The 21,262-nt window shown below is 63.6% G+C and carries 21 protein-coding genes; 6 read left to right on the top strand and 15 right to left on the bottom strand.

The genetic code is table 11. The features are described 5' to 3' along the window. Positions 1-35 precede the first annotated feature (35 nt). From WMW70_RS02335 to WMW70_RS02355, 5 genes are read right to left on the bottom strand one after another with little or no spacing between them, the layout of a single operon-like run. Complete coding sequence (locus WMW70_RS02335; protein ID WP_341435903.1) at positions 36-1,580, bottom strand: DHA2 family efflux MFS transporter permease subunit; 1,545 nt, start codon at positions 1,578-1,580, stop codon at positions 36-38. Then, positions 1,573-2,703, bottom strand: a complete 1,131-nt coding sequence (locus WMW70_RS02340) for an HlyD family secretion protein (RefSeq protein WP_341435904.1) — start codon at positions 2,701-2,703, stop codon at positions 1,573-1,575. Before WMW70_RS02340 ends, WMW70_RS02335 begins: the two co-directional genes overlap by 8 nt. Then, positions 2,681-3,787 (bottom strand): hypothetical protein, encoded by a 1,107-nt coding sequence (locus tag WMW70_RS02345; protein ID WP_341435905.1) that lies wholly within the window; start codon positions 3,785-3,787, stop codon positions 2,681-2,683. Before WMW70_RS02345 ends, WMW70_RS02340 begins: the two co-directional genes overlap by 23 nt. Continuing rightward, on the bottom strand, positions 3,787-5,418 hold the full coding sequence (locus tag WMW70_RS02350) for a GH3 family domain-containing protein (protein WP_341435906.1): 1,632 nt from the start codon (positions 5,416-5,418) through the stop codon (positions 3,787-3,789). The genes WMW70_RS02345 and WMW70_RS02350 overlap by 1 nt, the downstream gene beginning before the upstream one ends. Beyond that, a complete protein-coding gene (locus tag WMW70_RS02355; protein WP_341435907.1) occupies positions 5,415-6,239 on the bottom strand; it encodes a hypothetical protein in 825 nt (274 codons plus the stop codon). The genes WMW70_RS02350 and WMW70_RS02355 overlap by 4 nt, the downstream gene beginning before the upstream one ends. 419 nt (positions 6,240-6,658) lie before the next feature. Here WMW70_RS02355 and WMW70_RS02360 point away from each other — a divergent pair, with 419 nt between their 5' ends. Continuing rightward, the gene (locus WMW70_RS02360) at positions 6,659-8,992 is read left to right on the top strand and encodes a YgiQ family radical SAM protein (RefSeq protein ID WP_341435908.1); all 2,334 of its coding nucleotides are present in this window, start codon (positions 6,659-6,661) and stop codon (positions 8,990-8,992) included. Positions 8,993-9,098: 106 nt separating this feature from the next. On the opposite strand, the gene WMW70_RS02365 is transcribed toward WMW70_RS02360, so the two are convergent. The 3 genes from WMW70_RS02365 to WMW70_RS02375 all read right to left on the bottom strand — a co-directional run bounded on the left by WMW70_RS02365 (position 9,099) and on the right by WMW70_RS02375 (position 11,717). Beyond that, positions 9,099-10,364, bottom strand: a complete 1,266-nt coding sequence (locus WMW70_RS02365; protein WP_341435909.1) for an Hsp70 family protein — start codon at positions 10,362-10,364, stop codon at positions 9,099-9,101. A gap of 147 nt (positions 10,365-10,511) precedes the next feature. After that, positions 10,512-10,964 carry a YqaA family protein gene (locus WMW70_RS02370; RefSeq protein WP_341435910.1) on the bottom strand — a complete coding sequence of 151 codons (453 nt, stop codon included), beginning with the start codon at positions 10,962-10,964 and terminating at the stop codon, positions 10,512-10,514. A gap of 24 nt (positions 10,965-10,988) precedes the next feature. Then, positions 10,989-11,717: a VC0807 family protein gene (locus WMW70_RS02375; protein WP_341435911.1), complete on the bottom strand. Its 729-nt coding sequence runs from the start codon at positions 11,715-11,717 to the stop codon at positions 10,989-10,991. 314 nt (positions 11,718-12,031) lie between these two features. Here WMW70_RS02375 and WMW70_RS02380 point away from each other — a divergent pair, with 314 nt between their 5' ends. The 4 genes from WMW70_RS02380 to WMW70_RS02395 all read left to right on the top strand — a co-directional run bounded on the left by WMW70_RS02380 (position 12,032) and on the right by WMW70_RS02395 (position 15,264). Beyond that, on the top strand, positions 12,032-12,943 hold the full coding sequence (locus WMW70_RS02380; protein WP_341435912.1) for a substrate-binding domain-containing protein: 912 nt from the start codon (positions 12,032-12,034) through the stop codon (positions 12,941-12,943). Between the two features lie 106 nt (positions 12,944-13,049). Beyond that, entirely contained in the window at positions 13,050-13,814 is a 765-nt protein-coding gene (locus WMW70_RS02385) for a substrate-binding periplasmic protein (RefSeq protein WP_341435913.1), read from the top strand. 237 nt (positions 13,815-14,051) lie between these two features. Then, positions 14,052-14,915: an isocitrate lyase/PEP mutase family protein gene (locus WMW70_RS02390; RefSeq protein WP_341436536.1), complete on the top strand. Its 864-nt coding sequence runs from the start codon at positions 14,052-14,054 to the stop codon at positions 14,913-14,915. A gap of 82 nt (positions 14,916-14,997) precedes the next feature. Next, positions 14,998-15,264, top strand: a complete 267-nt coding sequence (locus tag WMW70_RS02395) for a DksA/TraR family C4-type zinc finger protein (RefSeq protein WP_341435914.1) — start codon at positions 14,998-15,000, stop codon at positions 15,262-15,264. A 13-nt stretch (positions 15,265-15,277) separates the two neighbouring features. Here WMW70_RS02395 and WMW70_RS02400 read toward each other — a convergent pair whose 3' ends face one another. Continuing rightward, complete coding sequence (locus tag WMW70_RS02400) at positions 15,278-16,030, bottom strand: transporter substrate-binding domain-containing protein (RefSeq protein WP_341435915.1); 753 nt, start codon at positions 16,028-16,030, stop codon at positions 15,278-15,280. Between the two features lie 185 nt (positions 16,031-16,215). Between WMW70_RS02400 and WMW70_RS02405 the strand changes: the two genes are divergently transcribed. After that, complete coding sequence (locus WMW70_RS02405; RefSeq protein ID WP_341435916.1) at positions 16,216-17,049, top strand: substrate-binding periplasmic protein; 834 nt, start codon at positions 16,216-16,218, stop codon at positions 17,047-17,049. Position 17,050: 1 nt separating this feature from the next. Here WMW70_RS02405 and ureC read toward each other — a convergent pair whose 3' ends face one another. The 6 genes from ureC to WMW70_RS02435 all read right to left on the bottom strand — a co-directional run bounded on the left by ureC (position 17,051) and on the right by WMW70_RS02435 (position 21,225). Further along, the gene (ureC, locus tag WMW70_RS02410) at positions 17,051-18,751 is read right to left on the bottom strand and encodes an urease subunit alpha (protein ID WP_341435917.1); all 1,701 of its coding nucleotides are present in this window, start codon (positions 18,749-18,751) and stop codon (positions 17,051-17,053) included. A 103-nt stretch (positions 18,752-18,854) separates the two neighbouring features. Continuing rightward, the gene (locus tag WMW70_RS02415) at positions 18,855-19,160 is read right to left on the bottom strand and encodes an urease subunit beta (protein ID WP_341435918.1); all 306 of its coding nucleotides are present in this window, start codon (positions 19,158-19,160) and stop codon (positions 18,855-18,857) included. A 7-nt stretch (positions 19,161-19,167) separates the two neighbouring features. Next, positions 19,168-19,668, bottom strand: a complete 501-nt coding sequence (locus tag WMW70_RS02420) for a GNAT family N-acetyltransferase (RefSeq protein WP_341435919.1) — start codon at positions 19,666-19,668, stop codon at positions 19,168-19,170. Between the two features lie 4 nt (positions 19,669-19,672). Continuing rightward, positions 19,673-19,975 (bottom strand): urease subunit gamma, encoded by a 303-nt coding sequence (gene ureA, locus WMW70_RS02425; protein ID WP_341435920.1) that lies wholly within the window; start codon positions 19,973-19,975, stop codon positions 19,673-19,675. Between the two features lie 3 nt (positions 19,976-19,978). Beyond that, on the bottom strand, positions 19,979-20,812 hold the full coding sequence (locus tag WMW70_RS02430; RefSeq protein ID WP_341435921.1) for an urease accessory protein UreD: 834 nt from the start codon (positions 20,810-20,812) through the stop codon (positions 19,979-19,981). Next, positions 20,809-21,225, bottom strand: a complete 417-nt coding sequence (locus WMW70_RS02435; RefSeq protein WP_341435922.1) for a hypothetical protein — start codon at positions 21,223-21,225, stop codon at positions 20,809-20,811. Before WMW70_RS02435 ends, WMW70_RS02430 begins: the two co-directional genes overlap by 4 nt. Between the last annotated feature and the right edge of the window lie 37 nt (positions 21,226-21,262).

Below are 21,262 nucleotides of genomic sequence, written 5' to 3' on the forward strand. Positions count from 1 at the left end.
ATTGACGTGCTTATACGCTCCACGAACGCTTTGCCTCAGTGCACCTCTCCAGGTTTCAGGCCGGGCGGCAGGCGGCGGGTGAACAGCATCGCCAGTACGCTGATCACCAGCGCGCAGCCCATGATATGGAAGGCCTCGTTGTAGGCAAGGATCGAGGCCTGTTCGCGGGTTTCCTGGCTGAGCACGGCGAGGGCGCGCTGGCTGCTGCCGAGCTTCTCCGTGAGCCACTCGAGCCGGGCCAGGGCCTGGGGGTTGAGGTTGCTGACCGACTCACTGAGGTAATGGTAATTACGGCTGGTGTCGTTCTGCAGCATGGTCATCAGCAGGGCGATAAAGATCGCTCCGCTGAGATTGCGCAGGATATTGAACAGCGCCGAGGCGGCCCCGGCATCCTTGTGTTCGATGTAGCTGGTGGCGATCAGCGACGAGGTGATCAGGATCAGCGGCTGGCCGACAGCGCGGATCAGCTGGATATGCAGCAGCTGTGGCCCCGACAGGTCGGGGTTGAGCGAGCCGCTGATAAAGCTGGCATAGCCGAACAGCATAAAACCGATGGCGCACAACAGGCGTGGGTCGATAACCCGCATCAGCAGCGGTACGAAGGGGATCAGCGCCAATTGCGGCAGGCCCATCCACATGATCAGCTCGCCGATCTGCAGCGGGCTGTAATGCTGGATCTGCGACAGATAGAGCGGCAGTGCGTAGATCGAGCCATACAGGCCGATGCCCAGGCCCGCGGCGGCGATGCAGCTGAGGGCGAAGTTGCGGTTCTTGAGAATGCGCAGGTTGAGCAGCGGATGCTGGCGCGAGAGCTGGATGATGACAAAGCAGCCAAGGCTGACGAAGGCGATCAGGGCCAACACCACGATCAACCGCGAGCTGAACCAGTCGCTGCGGTAACCCTCCTCGAGAAACACCTGCAGGCAGCCCAGGCCGATGGCCATGCTGCAGATCCCGGCGTAGTCGGCGCGGCGTATCTGCCGCCAGTCGATGGCGCGTTTCTCCAGGCCGTAGAGCAGCCCGCAGATCATCAGCAGGCCCGGCGGCAGGTTGATGTAGAACAGGTATTGCCAGCCCAGGTGTTCCGTCAGCCAACCGCCGATGGACGGGCCGATGGCCGGGGCGAAGGTGGCGGTGACGGCGAACAGCGCCATGCCGATGGGGCGGCGATGGGGCGGCAGACGCGTCAGCACCATGCTGAAGGCCAGCGGAATGAAGGCCCCGCCGCACAGCCCTTGCAGGGCGCGAAAGGTGATCATGCTGTGCAGCGACCAGGCCAGCGAGCAGAGCAGCGAGGAGCCGATAAAGCCGATCGACAGCCAGACGGTCAGCCGGCGCACGCCAAGCAGGTCGATGAGCCAGACGGTCAGCGGGATGATGATGATCTCGGCGACCAGATAAGAGGTGGAGATCCACGAGCCTTCGCTGAGGGTGGCTCCGAGGGCGGCCTGGATCTCCTTGAGCGAGGCGTTGGTGATCAGGATGTCGATGACCGCCATAAAGGCCCCGAGCATCGCACTGAGGACCGCTATCCAGTCGCGCAGGCTGGGCTCACGTAGCGCTGGCGGCTGCTCAGTCACGGCTGTCCACCGTCGCCACTACCGACATGCCGGGACGAAGGCGCTCCAGTTCGGGGGTGTTCTCCGGCAGGCGGATTTTTACCGGCACGCGCTGGATCACCTTGGTGAAGTTGCCGGTGGCGTTGTCCGGCGGCAGCAGGCTGAATTCGGCACCGGTGGCGGGATACAGGCTGTCGAGGGTGCCTTGCAGGCGCAGCTCGGGGAGAGCATCGAAGCGCAGTTCGACCTTCTGCTGCGGATGCATGCGCGCGACCTGGGTTTCCTTGAAGTTGGCCTGCACCCAGACGCTGCGCGGCACCAGGGCGAGCAGCGCCTCGCCCGGGCGCACGTATTGCCCTTCGCGTAGCGAGCGATTGCCGACGCGCCCGGCTATCGGCGCGACTATTTGCGTGCGGGCCAGGTTCAGGCGTGCCTGGGCCAGGTCGTTGCGGGCACCCTCAAGCTGGTTCTGCAGTTGCTGGCGGCGGTTATCCAGCTGGCTGAGTTCCAGGCGGTGGCCCTTCAGCCCGGCCTTGGCCTTGTCGACGCTGGCGCGGGCCACCGCGACATTGGCACCGAGGCTGGAGAACTGCTGCTCCGAGGCGAAGCCGCCCCGGCGCAGGGTGCGGATGCGTTTGAGGTTGCCCTGCTGGCGGCCGAGCTCGGCACTGCTGGCCTGGACCTCGGCGGTCTGCGCCTCGATCCGCGCCTGCTGCTGCGCGTGCTGATTGGTCAGATTGTGCAGCTGAACCCGCAGGTCGTCGATCTGGGTCTGGATGCGTTGCGCCTGATAGACGAAGTCGGCGTCGTCGAGGCTGGCCAGGATGTCGCCGGCCTCGACCCATTGATTGTCCTGCGCTTCTACACGGGTGATACGCCCTGCGAGCTGGCTGGAGACCTCCACGATATCGGCGCGCACATAGGCGTTGTCGGTACTTTCGAGAAAGCGTGCGTGGAGCATCCAGTAGGTCCCGAAAGCCAGGGCGACGCAGAGCAGCACGGCGGCGAAGAGAGACAGGCGGCGTAGGGTCTTGGCATCCATGGCGTAGTCTGGGGCCAGGTCGACCGGTGTGGTTGCGAGGGGGCGGGCAGGTTCTGCGTGGGTCATGGTCGGGCGAGTCTCACAGGCGGGCGATTTCGACATGGCGAGGACCGCGCGCCTGTGCCGGGCGCGGATCATGGTCGTAGCTGAGCAGGAAGTGACGGCTGTGCAGGGTCTGACGCCGGTAAGGGCGTAGGACTTGCGCAAGTGGATCGTCGTCGAAGAAGCCGCACACCAGGCTTTGTTGGGGCTGTACCTGGTGGACCAGAACATGCTCGAGCAGCGCCTGGAAAATCAGCGGGTCGTCGTTCAGCACGCTCAACCCGTGCAGGTTCAGGTAGCTGAAGGTGTTGCCGACGGCGGGCAGGTGCAAGCCGCCGAACAACTGGCTGTAGAGGTTGTAGGGCCTGCGCAGGGCGGCCAGCCAGGGGCTGTAGCGGGCCACGCGGGTCTGCTTGAAGGCCTTCTGGTCCCACACCCCGACCACGCCGACCGCACGCTGGCCGATGCAGGCCAGCCAGTAGTCCTCGATCCGCAGCCCCTGATAGTACGGGCTGCCCTCCAGCAGGTCGCGGACCTGATAGACGGGGAAGCCCTGACGGCTGCTAGCCTGCTGCCACAGTTGTTGCAACTGCTGCGCATCCGCGGCGGTCGCGGCGCGGATCTGCAGGCCGCTGTCGGCCCGGCTGCGGGACTGGCGGCCGGGCAGCAAGCTGGTGGTGATGCGCCCGTTCGGATAGAAGTTGGGCAGGCCACTGCGGCCGCGGCCGACGATACCCAGGGGCACCAGGTTGTCTTCGAGAATCACCGCCTCCATCCAGCTACCGGTGGCCTGCATGGCCGTGGCGATGGCGCGAAACAGCGCGGCCAGCACGCGGCCGCCGCGCCCTTCGGCGGCGATGCGCAGGTCATGCAGGTATTTGACCGTGCAGGGCTGGCCGTTGAGGTACTGCTGGCGTTGGCCGATATCCACCATGCCGAGCAATCGGCCTGGGTGCTCGCGCCGCTCGGCGACCAGTACCTGCGGCACTTCGCAGGCCACCCGCGCGCCGCTGAAAAAATCCGTCTCGCGCTCGAAGGTCAGGGTAACGCTGCCCATCTGCGGCGTGCGCCGCAGCAGGTCGAGCAGGGCCGAATTGTCCTCGGGGCAGGCCGGGCGCACCAGAATTTCGGAAGTGTCCGGCATCAGCTCACCTGCAACAGGTGGCGCAGGCTGGCGGGCAGCTCGCCGGGCCAGTGGCGCAGGGCTTCGAGCTTGATATTGCCCTCCAGCATGCCGCGCCCCCGTGCCTGCTCCAGGTACAGCTGGCGCATCTGCGGCTGGGCGATACAACGCGCGGGGGCGAGCTGACCGAGGTCACGGGCCAGGCGATAGTGGAAGTTGTCCAGTAAAGCGTTTTCCAGCTGCTGGGCCAGGCTCTGCAGGGCGGGCAAGCTCTGCTCGGCGCTGCTTTCCAGCAGCAACACATAGCCGGGGCGGCCGCCGCTACTGTCGTCCAGGCCCAGCAGGGTAATCGGCAGGCGGCCGGCATAGTCGAGGCGGTCGAGCACGGCTTGCGCCAGGGTTGCGCTGATCTTCTCGCCGACCAGGTCGACGCCATCGTTGCGCCCGAGAAAGCGGAAGCAGGGCAGCGTGCGCCAGTGGCTGCTGACCTCGAGGACGTCGTTCATCCGGTAGCGGGCGAAACCGCTGCCGGTGGTCAGCAGCGGCATCACCTGCTGGCCCTGGCGCAGGGCCCAGGGCGGCAGAATCCTGCCGCTGTCGAGGTCTTCGAATTCGTAGACATGGCTGCGGTAGGCCAGTGGGTAGCGCCCGCGAAACGGCACGGTAACCACGCCTTCGGTGGCCCACAGGCCCTTGCCTTGAAAGCCTGCCTGCGGCAGTAGCTGTTGCAGGCGTTGTGCCCAGGGCGCGGCGGCGGCAGTGTCCCAGGCGCTGACCAGTGCCAGTTGCGGCCAGAGTTCGGCAAAGAATGCCGGGTCCGCGTTGCCATTCCAGGCGCGCAGGCGCTGGGCGGCGGCCCTTGAGCGCGGACAACGTAGCGCGGCCATGGCATCGCTACGCTGCCCCCAATGGCCACGGCTGAGCACTTCGGCCAGCTCTTCGCGGCAATGGGCCAGTTGCTCCAGCAGGCCGAGGCCGAAGGTCGGGCTCCAGATCGACATCACGCTCAGGCGGGCATCCGCGGCGAGGAAGGCCAGCGTGGCGAATAGCGAGGCGTCGGCGCTGCCGGCCAGGGCGATGCCTGGCGGAGCGGTCTGGGTCAGACCGGCGATCAGGCGTTTGCCCAGCGACATCAATTGCATGTCGTCGTTGAGGTCGGCGCTGCTGCTGTCGCGCAGTGCGCTGGGAATCCATGACAGCGACCAGTAGTGGCTGCCTTGGGCGATCTGCGGGTACTGCCGATAGAGGTCGCCGATCCAGGGGCTGATCGCCCGGTCGAGTTCGGCGAGAAAGGTTCGGGTGTAGGGAATCCACTTGATCGCCGAGGTCGAGCCGCTGGTCGGCTGGTAGCGGCTGACCGGGCTGTCGATCAGGCGTTGGCTGTTCTCCTGGCGTTGCCGTTCGAGGTCGTCCTGATAGTCGCCGTAGTGGCTGCACGGCAGGCGTGCGGTCACCTGCTCCCAGCTGTCTGCGGGGTGAATACCGCTGTTGCGGCCGCGCGGGGAACGTACGAAGCGTTGGCTCCAGTCGCGCAGCAAGCGGCGCTGCACGGCTTCGAGGTCGTGGGCCTGACGTTCGAAACGCTGCAGCCCACTGTGCATAAATGCTTTGAGCAGGCGGTGGCCGCCGCGGCTGGCGATCGCTGCGGTCATCGGCTCAGCTCGGTCGCGCCGTCCGTTGTGGCGTTGGCCTGTGCCTGGTGCTGCGCGGCAGTCGCGGCCGCTCGCCAATTCAGATTGCGGCGCAACAGCTTGAGGCTCAGGCGGTAGCAATAGCGCAGCAGGGTGGAGTAGGACACTTCGCCAACGCAGGGCAGTTCGGTGCCACGCCGCCAGGATGGGTTGCACTGCTCGAAATAGGCGATATCGGCGTCCTCTGCGCACATCTCGGGGGTAATGCCGGCGACTTCTTCCTTCAGGTGCTGTGCGCCTTCGCCGAAGTCCAGGAGCATGCGCTGCGGGTCGAAGGCCTCGGGAAAGAGCTGCTTGCTGTAGGCCGAAACGACCTGCTGCAGGGGGCTGTTGGGCGTGTTGCGGTCGGGGTAGTAGGCGTCGAAATTGCGGGTCAGCAGCAGATAAGTCTTATAGCCCTTGGAAATCAACAACCAGTAGAGCGGCGTCAGTGGATGACGCAGGCGTACGCGCATCAGTTGCAGGTAGAAGGCTACGTGCAGGCAGCGAGCCCCCCAGTAGGCCGGCTCGACTATGGTGTCACCGCTGAACAGGCCCCTGGCGCGTTTGCCGTCGACACTGATGTCGAAGTCGGTGAGGGTCGAGAAACCGACGATGCGTTTGCTCTTGCGGGTACGCGCGAGGATTACGCCGCTCTTGCGTGACAGGTCGTTGAGGAAGGTCTGTTGCGTGGTGTTCTGGTAGTACTGCGAGAAGATGGCGTACATCTGCTGGGTATCGGCAGGGGTCAAGCGTTGCAAGGGTACATAGCGGCTGCTCAGTTTTTCCGCAGGTTCAAGCATGAAGGATGCCCTCAATGGCCTTGTTGTTCTTATTGTCTAGGGCAGGTGCCGCCGCAAATTGCTGGGGGCCTGCATACCGCGACGGGTCGCCAAACACGAGTCGTCGGGGGGCACCGGTCTTGTCGAAATGTGCACGATGGGGAGTGTTCAATTGGCGGCCGGGCGGGGCCATTGATCCAAAGTTTGGCGGCGGCGAACTTGTGCGCTGCGCTGTTTCCCGCCTTGGACGGTGTGCTGCCAAACGACCCAATAACTGCAGTGCCTGGCCGCGCCCGCCCATTTTTGGATAGGGGCGCAGGCGGGTGAATGAGGGATGAAGGGCGGTAAAAGTCCGAGTGAACGGGTCGGGTTTGGTTAAAAATTGTGCTATATTCCGCGCCCGCGATTTTTCGTTCCTGTAGCCAGCGCCGGTCATCCCCATGCAAGCAGCCAAGCCGTTATTCGATTATCCAAAATACTGGGCCGAGTGCTTCGGGCCGGCCCCTTTCCTGCCCATGAGCCGGGAAGAGATGGATCAGCTTGGCTGGGACAGCTGCGACATCATCATCGTCACCGGCGATGCCTACGTCGATCATCCGTCGTTCGGCATGGCGATTATCGGCCGGCTGCTCGAATCTCAGGGGTTTCGCGTGGGCATCATTGCCCAGCCGGACTGGACCAGCAAAGACGACTTCATGAAGCTCGGCGAGCCGAACCTGTTCTTCGGTGTCGCCGCCGGCAACATGGACTCGATGATCAACCGCTACACCGCGGACAAGAAGATCCGCAGCGACGACGCCTATACCCCGGGCGGCCTGGCCGGCAAGCGTCCGGATCGCGCCAGCCTGGTGTATAGCCAGCGCTGCAAGGAAGCCTACAAGCATGTGCCGATCGTCCTCGGCGGCATCGAAGCATCGCTGCGCCGCATCGCTCACTACGACTACTGGCAGGACAAGGTCCGCCATTCGATCCTGATCGACGCCTGCGCCGATATCCTGCTGTACGGCAACGCCGAGCGGGCCATAGTCGAAGTGGCTCAGCGCCTGTCCTATGGCCACAAGATCGAAGACATCACCGATGTGCGCGGCACCGCCTTTATCCGCCGCGACACCCCCGCCGGCTGGCTGGAGATCGACTCCAGCCGTATCGACCGGCCGGGCAAGATCGACAAGATCATCAACCCCTATGTGAACACCCAGGACACCGCCGCCTGCGCCATCGAGCAGGAAAAGGGACCTGTAGACGACCCCAATGAAGCCAAGGTGGTGCAGCTGCTGCCGCACCCGCGTCTGGAGCGTGACAAGACGGTGATCCGCCTGCCCTCGTTCGAGAAGGTGCGCGCCGACTCGGTACTCTACGCCCACGCCAACCGCGTGCTGCACCTGGAAACCAACCCGGGCAACGCCCGCGCCCTGGTGCAGAAGCATGGCGAGGTGGATGTGTGGTTCAACCCGCCACCCATCCCCATGACCACCGAGGAAATGGATTACGTGTTCGGCATGCCCTACGCGCGGGTGCCGCACCCGGCCTATGGCAAGGAGAAAATCCCGGCCTACGAGATGATCCGCTTCTCGGTCAATATCATGCGCGGCTGCTTCGGCGGCTGCACCTTCTGCTCGATCACCGAGCACGAAGGGCGGATCATCCAGAACCGTTCGGAAGAGTCGATCATCCGCGAGATCGAAGAGATTCGCGACAAGGTACCGGGTTTTACCGGGGTGATTTCCGACCTTGGCGGGCCGACTGCCAATATGTACCGCATCGCCTGCAAGAGCCCGGAGATCGAATCCGCCTGCCGCAAGCCGTCCTGCGTATTCCCCGGTATCTGCGAAAACCTCAACACCGATCACTCGGCGCTGATCCAGTTGTATCGCTCGGCCCGCGCGCTGCCGGGGGTGAAGAAGATCCTGATCGCCTCGGGGCTGCGTTATGACCTCGCCGTCGAGTCGCCGGAGTACGTGAAGGAACTGGTCACCCACCATGTCGGTGGCTACCTGAAGATCGCTCCGGAGCACACCGAGGAAGGCCCGCTCAATCAGATGATGAAGCCGGGCATTGGCAGCTATGACAAGTTCAAGCGCATGTTCGAGAAGTACTCGAAAGAGGCGGGCAAAGAGCAGTACCTGATCCCCTACTTTATCGCCGCGCACCCAGGCACCACCGACGAAGACATGATGAACCTGGCCCTGTGGCTCAAGGGCAACGGCTTCCGTGCCGACCAGGTGCAGGCCTTCTACCCGTCGCCGATGGCCACCGCCACCGCCATGTACCACTCGGGCAAGAACCCGCTGCGCAAGGTCACCTACAAGTCGGATGGCGTGACCATCGTCAAGAGCGAAGAGCAGCGCCGCCTGCACAAGGCCTTCCTGCGCTATCACGATCCCAAGGGCTGGCCGATGCTGCGCGAGGCGCTGGAGCGCATGGGTCGCAGCGATCTGATCGGGCCGGGCAAGCACCAGCTGATCCCGCTGCATCAGCCAGCGACCGACAGCTACCAGAGCGCGCGCCGCAAGAACTCCACCCCGGCCGGCAGCAAGAAGGTCGGCGGTGCTGCTGCGGCTCGCGGCGCGGGTGACAAGACCCGGCCGCTGCTGACCCAGCACACCGGCCTGCCGCCACGCGATACCGGTGCCGCGGGCGGTAATCCCTGGGACAAGCGCGAACAGGCCAAGGCCGCCGCTCAGGCGCGCAACCAGCAGGCGGCCAAAGAGCGTTCGGATGCCGCCAAAGGCAAAGGCAAGAAACCGCCGAAGAAGCCGGTCGCGCCGCGCTGAACCAGTCTGGCGTTCTTATAGGATGGGTTAGCCGCGCAGCGGCGTAACCCATCGATCAGCCTGGCGTTGTTGATGGGTATCGCTGCGCTCAACCCATCCTACGGCCTCAGCCGTAACGCTTCTGCGCTTCGATGGCCAGGCCGCTGCCGATGCTGCCGAAGGTATTGCCTTCCACATGGCGGGCGTTGGGCAGCATGGCCGCGACGCTCTGGCGCAGCGCCGGGATGCCGCTGGAACCGCCGGTAAAGAACACCGTATCGACCTGCGCCACACTCACGCCCGCATCGCTTAGCAGTTGGGTGACGCTGGCGCGTACGCGTTCGAGCAGCGGCTCGATGGCCCCTTCGAACAGCTCGCGGGTCAGCTCGGCGACCAGGCCCTCTTCCAGGCGGCTGAGGTCGATGGGCCGTGCAGCCTGTTCGGTCAGGGCGATCTTGCTTTCTTCCACCTGCATGGCCAGCCAGTGGCCATCGCGCCGTTCGATCAGCTGGAACAGACGGTCGATGCCGGTCGGGTCGACGATGTCGTAGCGCATGCTCTGCAGCTGGCGCTGGGACTGCGCCGAATACACCGCGTTGATGGTGTGCCAGGTGGCCAGGTTGAGGTGAGTGCTAGTGGGCATCGGCGCATCGCTTTTCATCCGGCTGCCGTAGCCGAACAGTGGCATTACTCCGGCCAGGGAGAGCTGCTTGTCGAAGTCGGTGCCGCCGATATGCACGCCGCCGGTGGCGAGGATATCGCTATGGCGGTCGGCGATGGCGCGGCGCTCCGGGGCCAGGCGTACCAGGGAGAAGTCCGAGGTGCCGCCGCCGATATCGACGATCAGCACCAGCTCTTCACGGCTGATGCCGGACTCGTAGTCGAAGGCCGCGGCAATCGGCTCGTACTGGAACGACACGTCCTTGAAGCCGAGCTTGTGCGCCACCGCCACCAGGGTGTTCTGCGCTTCCAGGTCGGCCACTGGGTCATCGTCGACGAAGAACACCGGGCGGCCCAGCACCACTTCCTCGAATGGTCGGCCGGCCACGGCTTCGGCGCGGGTTTTCAGCTCGCCGATAAAGAAACCGAGCAGATCCTTGAACGGCAGTGCGCTGCCCAGCACGGTGGTTTCGCTTTTCAGCAACTTGCTGCCCAGCAGGCTCTTCAGCGAGCGCATCAGGCGGCCTTCGTAGCCTTCCAGGTATTCCTGCAGGGCCAGGCGGCCATACACCGGGCGGCGCTCTTCGAGATTGAAGAACACCACCGAGGGCAGGGTGATCTTGCCGTCTTCCAGTTCGATCAGGGTTTCGGCGTCCGGTCGGAGCCAGCCGACGGTGGAGTTGGAGGTGCCGAAGTCGATGCCGCAGGCGCGGGCGGGGGTGGAGAAAGTCATGCGGCGCGCTGTTCCTGAAAAAATGACCGGGAGATTTTTTTGACCTCGCCCAGCGACGGCCCGGAGGCTGGCCGCCATGGCGGGCATGGTCGCAAAAAGGGCCGCGCATTCTATGCGAGTCGCCGGGCGAATGCTGCGCTTAATGGCCTATGGCGCGACGAACGTTGCCCAGCCCAGGGTCAGCCCTACAAGCACGGCATAGCGGGCGGTTTTCGCCAGGCTGACGATCAGCAGGAAAACCCACAGGCGCTCGCGCATCACCCCGGCCACCAGGGTCAGTGGGTCGCCGATGATCGGCACCCAGCTCAGCAGCAGTGACCAGCGGCCATAACGCGCATAGCCGCGCTGCGCTTGTTGCAGACGTGCGTCGCTGACCGGGAACCAGGGTTTGTGGCGAAAGTGTTCGAGGTAGCGGCCGAGCAGCCAGTTGAGCAGCGAACCGAGGATATTGCCGGCGCTGGCCACCGCCAGCAGGCCCCAGGGCGAATAGGCACCGCTGAGCAGCAGCGCCACCAGCACGCTTTCCGATTGTAGCGGCAGCAGGGTGGCCGCGCCCAGGGCGGAAAGGAACAGGCCCAGGTAGGCGGAGAGCGTCAGCACCCGTGGCGCGCCAGGCAGACTCGCTTAGGGCTGCTCTTCCTGCTCGGCATTGGCCATCACTTCTTCCAGCTTCAGGCCGGTCAGACCATGGATGGTGCGCCACAGGTAGTAGAAGATCGCCATCAGCATGATCATCGAAGGAATCGCGATCATCGGGTAGCTGAGCAGGTTCATCCGCCCCAGTTCGGCGTTGAAGGCTTCGCTGCCGGATGGGCTGATCACGATCCACTTGGCCAGCACGTAGTTCATCGCCGAGGAGAAGAAGAAGGTGCCGCTCAGCCAGTAGGTGGCCCTGAGCAGGCGGGCCTCGAACTGGGCGGTATTGCCGCCTTGTTCCAGGCGCGCATGGATCTTGTCGACGTTGAGCACGGTCTTGTTGAACAGCAGGGTGCGGATCAGCGGGTAGCGGGTGTGGGTCGAGACCAGCACGGCAATACCGATCAGCCCGGGAATGGCCGCTTCCTTGATCGCCAGCCACTGATTGTCCAGCTTGAGCAGGCCGATGCCGCCGGTAAGCAGCACGCTGACCAGGCCGAGCAGGGCGATAAAGTTGAATTTGCGGTACTTGATCAGCTCGAAGCTGCCCCAGCCGAGGGGGAAGGCCAGCGCCAGCACCAGCGCACCATCGGCCCCGAGCCTGGCTTCGCCGCTAAGCTTCATCAGAATCAGCGAGGGAATCAGGATGCTGATCAGCAAATCGATCAGCGGGCGCGGCTTGTGTGTGGCGTGGGCGGTCTGTGTGGTATCGGTCATGTCATTCAGCGTGCAGGAAAGAAACCCGATCATCGCCTGCCTGGGCCGCGGCTGCTAGCCCGGTGGTCGCCTGGAATGTGAAAAAGTATGAGTGCTGCGGCTGTGGGGCGATTGTCGAGCCGGGGTGGCGCTTTTCTGGCAGCGTCTCGACGGGCAATCCGTCAGCGCCGCTAAAGGGTTGATGCTAAATTGATATTTCAGGGTGTTTGACCGAGGAAGGAGCTTGTTGGCGGTGCCAGTTGGCCTGGTGCCCGATTCGTGCACTGTCTGGGAGTCGTACCTTGATGTGCAGCCGTGATCCGTGGTGGCGAGCAATGCAGGGGCTCGCACTGCTTCTGTGCCTGAATGCGCCAGCCTGGGCCCGGGAGTGCATTGGCGTGGTTCCTGCGGGGGCCTCGGCCTTCTGGTCGCAGCTGGAGCTGGGTACGCAGCAGGCGGCCCGGGAGCTTGACATCGATGTGCTCTATCGCGGGCCGAGTCGTGAGGGCGGCGTGGAGAGCCAGTTGCAGCTGATCGAGCGCTTTGTCGCCCGCGGTTGCAAGGCTCTGGTCGTTGCCCCCAGTGGCGAGGCGGTGGGGGCGTTGGCGGCGGAACTGCTGGTGCAGGGCATTCCCACTATTTACATTGACCGCGCCCTGGCGACCGGACCGCTGCTGGGGCTGGTGGCGACCGATAACTTTGCCGCCGGCCTGCGCGCCGGCCAGCATATGGCCGAGCAGCTCCAGGGGCGGGGGCGGGTTGCCTTGTTACGCCTGCGTCCGGGCTTGCAGTCGACCGGCGATCGCGAGCGAGGTTTCCGCCAGGGGGCCGAGGCGGGCGGCTTGCAGGTTGTGCTGGATGCCTATGTGGGGGATGACAGTCAGCTGGTGCAGCGCACCCTGAACCCACAGATGGCGGGCCTCGACGGACTGTTCACCCCCAACAGCAGCGGTACCCGCGCAACGCTGGCGGCCCTGCGTCGCCTGGGCAAATCCGGGCAGTTGCTGCATATAGGTTTTGATGGCGATGAGGTGCTGCTCGAGGCGCTGCGCCTGGGCGATATCCACGCTTTGCTGGTGCAGCAGGCGCGTCTGATCGGTTACCGGGCCGTCATACTGGCCCGGCAGATGCGCCGCACTGGCATGCCCCAGGCTCCGGTTTACACTCACCTCGAGGCGCGCCTGATTACCCGCGCCAATTTAAGCGAGTTATATGAGCAACTGCAGGATCTACCCGCGCCGCCCTGACGGCGCGGGAGCCACCTGCGATAGCAGCGGCCGGCCTGGTAATGGGGCTGCTGGCGATCCACTGGCGAGCTGCACTGCCGCTTTATACAGGTGTCGAGTGATGGCTATGGGGTTGAAGATTGCAACCTTGTTACTGGCGAGCTGCTGGGCAGCCTGTGCCGGTGCGCAGTTGCGTCTGTACACCGAGGACTATCGGCCGCTGAGCTATATGGACAATGGCAAGCTGACCGGCATGGTGGTCGAGGTGGTCGAAGCGCTTATTCAGCGCACCGGGCAGCCGGCGACCATCGAACTGGTGCCCTGGACGCGGGGTTATCAGCAGGCCCAGCGTGAAGCCGAGACGGCGGTGTTCCCCACCGTGCGCACCGCCCAGCGTGAGGACAAGTTCCACTGGGTCGGGCCTGTCGCCGCCGGCAATACCAGCTTCTACAGTCACCGCGGTTCAGGGGTGCGGGTGCGCAGCCTGGCGGATGTCGAGCAGCTTGGCACCCTGGCTGTGCCCAAGCTCTGGTATTCCTATGAGGTGTTGAAGGAGCAAGGCCTGAAGACGCTCTACGGCGTACCCACCCCGCAGCATATGCTGAAGATGTTCAAGCACGGGCGAACCCGGCTGATGCTAGCCAACAGTCTGGTTCTGGATGAAATGCTCGCCAGCCAGGGCATGAGCCGTGAGCAGGTCGAATGGCAATACGCCCTGATGAGCAATACCACCTATATCGCCTTTTCCCGCAAGACCGACGGCAAGCTGATTGCAAGCTGGCAGCAGGCCCTGGATGCCATGCGCCGCGACGGCAGCCTGGAGCGTATCCATCGCCGCTGGTTCGTCCATGCCAGTGAGGCCGAGCTGGCGGAGATCCTCGGCGAGCCCTAGGGGGCTGTGAGCGCATCCGTCTTGGCGGAAATACGCCAGACGAGCCGCCATGCGGCGATTTTCCGCCGCGGGCTGACGGGGCTGTCGCCCCATGGCCGAGCAGGTGCGGTGTGCCCAGCCGTCGCCGGCCGGGGTCATAGGTTGGCGGGCAAATTGCATTTTCCGGTTGTCTGACGATCTGCCGCTGCCCGGTCTCGAACCCCGATTGACTGCTGCCCTGGAACCCCTATGCCGATTCTGCAACGAGCTTCCCATCACGACCTGCGTCTTGCCTTTCGCGCCCTGCTGGCCACCGATGCCTGCTACCACACCGCCTCGGTATTCGATCCGATGTCGGCGCGCATCGCCGCCGACCTGGGCTTCGAGGTCGGCATCCTCGGCGGCTCGGTGGCCTCGCTGCAGGTGCTGGCCGCCCCGGATTTCGCCCTGATCACCCTGAGCGAGTTTGTCGAACAGGCCACCCGTATTGGCCGGGTCAGCCGCCTGCCGGTGATCGCCGATGCCGACCACGGCTATGGCAATGCGCTCAATGTGATGCGCACCGTGGTCGAGCTGGAACGCGCCGGGATTGCTGCCCTGACCCTTGAAGACACCCTGCTGCCGGCCCAGTTTGGACGCAAATCCACCGACCTGATCGGCATCGACGAGGGCGTCGGCAAGATTCGCGCGGCCCTGCAGGCACGGGTCGACCCGGAGCTGGCGATCATCGCCCGCACCCATGCCGGCCTGCTGGATGTCAGCGAGGTGATTCGCCGGACCCTGGCCTACCAGGCCGCCGGGGCCGACGCCATCTGCATTGTCGGTATCGAGGACTTCGCCCACCTGGAACAGATTGCCGAGCCACTGAGCGTGCCGCTGATGCTGGTTACCTACGGCAACCCCAAGCTGCGCGACAACGCCCGTCTGGCCAGCCTCGGTGTGCGTATCGTGGTCAACGGCCACGGGGCCTACTTCGCCGCAATCAAGGCCACTTACGACTGCCTGCGCGAGCAGCGCGGTGTCGATGCCAGCGACCTCAGCGCTTCCGAGCTGGCGCTGAAATACACCCTGCCCGAGGAGTATTTCGTCTGGGCTGAAACCTTTATGGATGTGAAGGAATAGCCGCCGCTGGTCGGCCGCACTTGTAAACCCGGCGCGAGCGGCTCATACCTGCGCCAAGCATAAATAACCTGCGGAGGTTGCCATGGCCGGTGGCTGGGCAAATGACGGTGCGGTACAGGAGCAGATCGACAGCAGCATCGAGGACGCCATCCAGCGTGCCCGCAGCCAGCTGCCCAGTGGCGAGAGCCTGAGCCACTGCGAAGAATGCGCCGCAGCCATTCCCGAGGCGCGGCGCAAGGCCATCCCCGGCGTGCACCTGTGTGTGGCCTGCCAGGCCGAGCACGACAAGGAACAGGCCAGATTCAGCGGCTATAACCGCCGGGGCAGTAAAGACAGCCAGTTGCGCTGAGTGCTTTGACCACTCAGTGGTGTTGCCACTCGTTATTCTGTTTCGAGACCGTAGCTGTAATGGCGTGGTTAATCCGCGCCATAGTGGCTGCGGTGACATCGTTGCTGCAGACAATGAACCGCTTCAAGCCTGCAGGCATATCGCTGACGTGATATTCCGCGATCTGGCTTAGGCCGTCATCCTGTTCGCGCAGGTGCTGCCAGTCAGCCTGATCGACCAGCATGTAGTGGAATCGATTGGCCGCGAGCATATGCACCATGCTCGCGGGCGATATGGTCATGCGTTTTATTTGATTGGCGCTGTGGGCGATTTGCCCGTCCAGATCAGCTCCATAAGACACTCCGTCGATTAAGCCGAGAGTAACGCTTGGATCTGCCAGCAGGCTGGTAAGAGTTTTATGGGTCTGAATAAGCGCTAATGCAGAGGCGTTGACCAGAAGCATGTGCGGAGGGTCAACATGAAAGGGCTGGCTGAATTGGGCAATTTGTTCACGCTCCGGCAGCCGATACCAGCCGATTGAGCAGTAATTCGCTTTGCCATTCTGGAAGTCGAGCCAGATACGTTTAGACGGGCGCTCGACAAATGTCGCTGGAACCTTGGCCAAGGCAAATATGTGCTTGGCACGTAGCAGCAAAAAGCCAAGCTCGTGGCCATTTTCTCGGTAGTGATAAGGCGCTTTGTCGCGCCACGCTACGGTAATCGTCTCGGCTATTGCCTGTCCTGCCGTCAGGTAACCCATCAGGCCGAGAATCAATAAGGCCCTCATGCGAAGGTTCCTTGCAGTGAGTGATATCAACCTGTCTCTCAGCGCATCTTGGGGGCTGGAGTACGCAGTATTGCTTTGGCAGGTAGACGAGCGCAAACACCAGCACATCGGCGGCGTCGTCCTTGAGCATTGCTCATCTATAATCCTTAGCACTTGATGACCGACCCAAGCCAAGAGGGCTTTGAATGACGGCAGTACTTTGCAGTGGAGTGGGGGGCGATTCGCTGCGCGTTATATGGGGTATGCGCGCCGTGCTGACTCGTCGGTATGCCTTGGTTTTTGCATTGTGGCTGGCCGCGATGCCCTTGGTTTTTGCCGCGGAGCTTCAGCTCTATACAGAAGAAAGCCCGCCGCTTAACTTCACGCGTGATGGGCAGCTCACAGGGTTTTCTACCGATATTGTTCATCAATTGGCTGCCCGTACTGGGGATGTCACACATATCAAGTTGGCACCTTGGACACGTGGCTATGCCATGGCACAGGTCACGCCGGATGTTGGTATTTTCACCATGGCGCGGATTCCCGAACGCGAACAGTCGTTCCAGTGGGTGGGCCCCATCTCCCTTTCGCTGAACCGTTTTTATACCCGTAAAGGCTCAGGTATTCGGATTGAGAGTATTGCTGCGGCGCAAACGCGGCAGTTGGTTTTGCCGCGGGCGTGGTACAGCTATCAATACTTAGTGGATAAAGGCTTCAGCAATATTTATACGGTGACCTCTGCTGAGCGGATGATGCAGATGTTCCGCAGTGGCCGTGGCGATATGCTGGCCGTTAGCGATATTGCGTTGCCTGCTCTTTTGGAGCTCGCCGATATGACGGCTGATCAGCTCGAGCCGCAGCTGGTTTTTCTCCAGCACGAGTCCTATTTGGCATTCTCTCCGGCCACTGATCCTGCTGTGATTAGCCGTTGGCAAGTGGCGCTGGATGAGATGAAGCGCGATGGCAGCTTCGTCCGGATATTTCAGCACTGGTTCCCCAGCCGGGACTTGCCGTCCCGGCTTATGGAGGTCGGGCCCTAGTTCAGAACAGAAAGTAGCGCTGCGCCATCGGCAGCACATCGGCTGGTTCGCACCACAGCAGCTGGCCATCGGCCTTGACCTGATAGTTCTGCGCATCCACCTCGATGTTCGGCAGGTAGTCGTTGTGGATCAGGTCCGTCTTCTGCACCTCGCGGCAACCTTTGACCACGCCAATCTTTTTCTTCAACCCGAGTTGCTCAGGCACACCGGCATCGAACGCTGCCTGACTGATAAAGGTGAAGCTGGTGGCGTGGCGGCTGCCGCCGTAGCTGGCGAACATCGGTCGGTAGTGCACCGGCTGCGGTGTCGGGATCGAGGCGTTGGCGTCGCCCATCAGGCTCGCGGCAATCGCGCCGCCCTTCAAAATCAGCGTCGGTTTGACGCCGAAGAAGGCCGGACGCCAGAGCACCAGATCCGCCCATTTGCCCACTTCAATCGATCCCACTTCATGGCTGATGCCGTGGGTGATGGCCGGGTTGATGGTGTATTTGGCGATATAGCGTTTGACCCGGAAGTTGCTGTTGCCGGGGCCGTCACCGTCAAGCGGGCCGCGCTGTTTATGCATCTTGTCGGCGGTCTGCCAGGTGCGGGTGATCACCTCGCCGACGCGGCCCATGGCCTGGCTGTCGGAGCTGATCATCGAGAACGCGCCGAGGTCATGCAGGATGTCTTCGGCGGCGATGGTTTCGCGGCGGATGCGGCTTTCCGCAAACGCCACGTCCTCGGCGATGCTCGGGTCGAGGTGATGGCAAACCATCAGCATGTCCAGGTGTTCGTCGATGGTGTTGCGGGTAAACGGCCGGGTCGGGTTGGTCGAGCTGGGTAGCACATTGGGGAAACCGCAGGCTTTGATGATGTCCGGTGCGTGGCCGCCACCCGCACCTTCAGTGTGATAGGTGTGGATGGTGCGGCCCTTGAACGCGGCCAGAGTGGTTTCGACAAAACCGGATTCATTCAGCGTGTCGGTGTGGATCGCCACCTGCACATCGAACTGGTCCGCCACGCTCAGGCAGTTGTCGATGGCCGCCGGGGTGGTGCCCCAGTCTTCATGCAGTTTCAGGCCGATTGCGCCGGCCTTGACCTGCTCGATCAATGGCTCGGGCAGCGATGCGTTGCCTTTACCGGTAAAGCCCAGGTTCATCGGGAAGGCGTCGGCGGCCTGGAGCATGCGCGCCATATGCCAAGGGCCTGAGGTACAGGTGGTGGCGTTGGTGCCGGTGGCCGGCCCGGTGCCGCCGCCGATCATGGTGGTCACGCCGCTCATCAGCGCCTCTTCGATCTGCTGCGGGCAGATAAAGTGAATATGGCTGTCGATACCGCCTGCAGTGAGGATCATGCCTTCACCGGCGATCACCTCGGTGCCCGCGCCGATGGCGATGGTCACGTCTGGCTGGATGTCCGGGTTGCCGGCCTTGCCGATGGCGGCGATGCGCCCGTCTTTGAGGCCCACGTCGGCTTTGACGATGCCCCAGTGATCAATGATCAGCGCGTTAGTAATCAGCGTGTCGACCACATCGGCGGCGCAGAGTTGGCCTTGCCCCATACCATCGCGAATGACCTTGCCGCCGCCGAATTTCACTTCTTCGCCGTAGGTGGTGAAGTCCTTCTCAACCTCAATCCACAGCTCGGTGTCGGCCAGGCGCACCTTGTCGCCGACTGTGGGGCCGAACATATCGGCATAGGCTTGTCTGCTGATCTTCATTGGTCATCTTCCCGTAGGGTGCGCCTTGCGCACCGCGGCTATCTGCATGGTTTCTGGTGCGCGCAGCCTAGGCGGCCCCGCGACACCCTACGCACCGGCTGAACTAGAGGTCGCCCATCACCCGTCCGGCAAAGCCGAACACCCGGCGATGGCCTGCCAGGTCGACCAGTTCGACTTCGCGGCTCTGCCCCGGCTCGAAGCGCACGGCGGTGCCGGCCGGGATATTCAGGCGCATACCGCATGTGCTCGCACGGTCGAAGGTCAGCGCATCATTGGTTTCGAAGAAGTGGTAGTGCGAGCCGACCTGAATTGGCCGGTCGCCGCTATTGGCCACAGTAAGGGTCAGGGTGCGGCGGCCGGCGTTGAGTTCGATCTCGCCGTCCTGGATCTGGTATTCGCCGGGGATCATCGCTGCTTCACTCCAGGGTCAATTGCATAAAGGTGAGGTCCAGCCAGCGGCCGAACTTGCGGCCCACTTGCGGCATCTGTCCGCTGGTAACGAAACCGAGGCGTTCGTGCAGGCGGATCGAGGCGGCGTTCTCGCTCTCGATGGCGGCGACCATTACATGCAGCTCTGCCGACTTTGCCCGCTCGATCAATGCCTTCAGCAAGGCCAGGCCGAGGCCACGGCCGCGCTGATCGGCACGCACGTATAGCGAGTGCTCGACGGTATGGCGAAAGCCTTCGTTGCTGCGCCAACTGCCGTAACTGGCATAGCCCAGCACCTCGCCTGCTTCATCCAGGGCCACCAGTACCGGGAAGCCGGCGGCATTGCGTTCGCTTAGCCAGGCCTGGCGGTTGGCCAGATCGGCCAGGGTTTCGATCCACAGCGCCGTGCTGTGTAGCACCGCATCGTTATAGATGGCCAGGATGCCGGGCAGATCGTCGTCGCGGGCATCGCGAATCGAAATACTCATGGCGTCACACTATCGGCTGATGGACGGTGACCAGCTTGGTGCCGTCGGGGAAGGTGGCCTCGACCTGGATTTCCGGGATCATTTCCGGGATGCCTTCCATCACCTGGTCGCGGCTCAGCAGGGTGGTGCCGAAGTGCATCAGCTCGGCCACGGTCTGGCCGTCGCGCGCACCTTCGAGCAGGGCTGCCGAGATATAGGCCATGGCTTCCGGGTAGTTGAGTTTCACGCCACGGGCCAGGCGGCGTTCGGCCACCAGGCCGGCGGTGAAGATCAGCAGTTTGTCTTTTTCGCGGGGTGTCAGGTCCATCGGTCAGGTGCTCCAGATTCTTGGGGGGACGGCAGTGCGGCCGAGCAGGGCCGGGCGCAGCAGCTGCCAGAGTGCTATCAGCCAGGCGCGGGCATGCAGCGCCTCGTCGGCCAGGCAGCGGGCCACCAGCAGGCCGGGTAATTGGGTCAGGTCGCCGCGCACCGGGGTGCTCAGGTTGCGGCAGTGTTCCAGTAGTTCGCTGTCGACTTCACCAGTGATCAGCAGGGTGGCGAACACCGGTTTGCCAGCCAGGCCGATGGGCGAGTCGAGCAGACCATCGCCGCCGACTACGTGCTGGCGTTCATGCCAGAGCAGTTGGCCGTCGCGGCGGATATTCAGCTGGGCCTGGAAGTGCCCGGCATCGAAGCGCTCGCCACTGGCCGGACGGCCAAGGGCGACGATGTCCCAATAGAGCAGCTTGGCATCGCCGAACAGCTCGATATCGGTGGTCAGTTCAGCCTGGGCGGCGGCGTAGACGATGGTTTCCTGCGGCAGCCATTCCAGGGTCGCACCGGCTTCGACGCGCAGCGTGAGGCTTTGGTAAGCCGGGCCAGCGGCGCGGTACCACTTGGCCGCGCCCGGGCTGGTCAGCTGCGCCCAGGCACCCGCGCCAACAGTGGCCGAAATATCCAGGCGATCACCGCCGGCGATGCCGCCAGGTGGATGCACGATGATGTGCTGACACACCTCGGGCCCTTCGGCATACAGGTGCTTCTGCACCCGCAGCGGGCCTTTATGCCGGCGCATAGTTGGCCGCGTGCAGTCGCCATCGCGGCCATAGCCCAGCTCCAGTTCGGCATGCCAGCTGGGGGTAAATACGGCGGCTGGGGCATTCATGCCGCCACCTTGTTGCGGCGCTGCCGCCAGGCCTGAACTGCCGAGTAAGCAGTCAGCAGCACCAGGCCCAGGCTGACTACCAGCCACCATTGCAGATGCATGCCGTAGTAGGGCGGGGCATGCAGCGCACCTTGCAGCCAGAGCAGTGCCAAACCCAGGGCCAGCAGGCAGGCGCACAGCGCGCGGCCCCAGGAGCGGCAATAGGAGCGCGGACGTAGCAGGGCCAGCAGCAGGCCGCATTCGGCCAGGACGATGGCGCAGAAAATCAGCACGGGTTTCAGCGGGTAGGGCACTTCGCTGCCGGCTGGCAGGGCGCGCAGCATCCAGTAGTCCGGCTGGCTGCCGGCCCATATCACCAGGGCGATGCCCGTCAGTGCCGTGAGCGGGAGCAGGGAGTGGCGCAGGGAAAACATCGGGGCCTCGAGTCTGTGGGCGAAAGCCTGATTATGC

The organism is Pseudomonas sp. XK-1, assembly GCF_038069885.1.
GTDB lineage: Bacteria > Pseudomonadota > Gammaproteobacteria > Pseudomonadales > Pseudomonadaceae > Aquipseudomonas.

Coding starts and splice junctions, on each gene's coding strand:
- WMW70_RS02340 (WP_341435904.1), bottom strand. CDS start 2,703: ATGTCGAAATCGCCCGCCTGTGAGACTCGCCCGACCATGACCCACGCA.
- WMW70_RS02345 (WP_341435905.1), bottom strand. CDS start 3,787: ATGCCGGACACTTCCGAAATTCTGGTGCGCCCGGCCTGCCCCGAGGAC.
- WMW70_RS02350 (WP_341435906.1), bottom strand. CDS start 5,418: ATGACCGCAGCGATCGCCAGCCGCGGCGGCCACCGCCTGCTCAAAGCA.
- WMW70_RS02355 (WP_341435907.1), bottom strand. CDS start 6,239: ATGCTTGAACCTGCGGAAAAACTGAGCAGCCGCTATGTACCCTTGCAA.
- WMW70_RS02360 (WP_341435908.1), top strand. CDS start 6,659: ATGCAAGCAGCCAAGCCGTTATTCGATTATCCAAAATACTGGGCCGAG.
- WMW70_RS02365 (WP_341435909.1), bottom strand. CDS start 10,364: ATGACTTTCTCCACCCCCGCCCGCGCCTGCGGCATCGACTTCGGCACC.
- WMW70_RS02375 (WP_341435911.1), bottom strand. CDS start 11,717: ATGACCGATACCACACAGACCGCCCACGCCACACACAAGCCGCGCCCG.
- WMW70_RS02380 (WP_341435912.1), top strand. CDS start 12,032: ATGCAGGGGCTCGCACTGCTTCTGTGCCTGAATGCGCCAGCCTGGGCC.
- WMW70_RS02385 (WP_341435913.1), top strand. CDS start 13,050: ATGGGGTTGAAGATTGCAACCTTGTTACTGGCGAGCTGCTGGGCAGCC.
- WMW70_RS02395 (WP_341435914.1), top strand. CDS start 14,998: ATGGCCGGTGGCTGGGCAAATGACGGTGCGGTACAGGAGCAGATCGAC.
- WMW70_RS02400 (WP_341435915.1), bottom strand. CDS start 16,030: ATGAGGGCCTTATTGATTCTCGGCCTGATGGGTTACCTGACGGCAGGA.
- WMW70_RS02405 (WP_341435916.1), top strand. CDS start 16,216: ATGACGGCAGTACTTTGCAGTGGAGTGGGGGGCGATTCGCTGCGCGTT.
- ureC (WP_341435917.1), bottom strand. CDS start 18,751: ATGAAGATCAGCAGACAAGCCTATGCCGATATGTTCGGCCCCACAGTC.
- WMW70_RS02415 (WP_341435918.1), bottom strand. CDS start 19,160: ATGATCCCCGGCGAATACCAGATCCAGGACGGCGAGATCGAACTCAAC.
- WMW70_RS02420 (WP_341435919.1), bottom strand. CDS start 19,668: ATGAGTATTTCGATTCGCGATGCCCGCGACGACGATCTGCCCGGCATC.
- ureA (WP_341435920.1), bottom strand. CDS start 19,975: ATGGACCTGACACCCCGCGAAAAAGACAAACTGCTGATCTTCACCGCC.
- WMW70_RS02430 (WP_341435921.1), bottom strand. CDS start 20,812: ATGAATGCCCCAGCCGCCGTATTTACCCCCAGCTGGCATGCCGAACTG.
- WMW70_RS02435 (WP_341435922.1), bottom strand. CDS start 21,225: ATGTTTTCCCTGCGCCACTCCCTGCTCCCGCTCACGGCACTGACGGGC.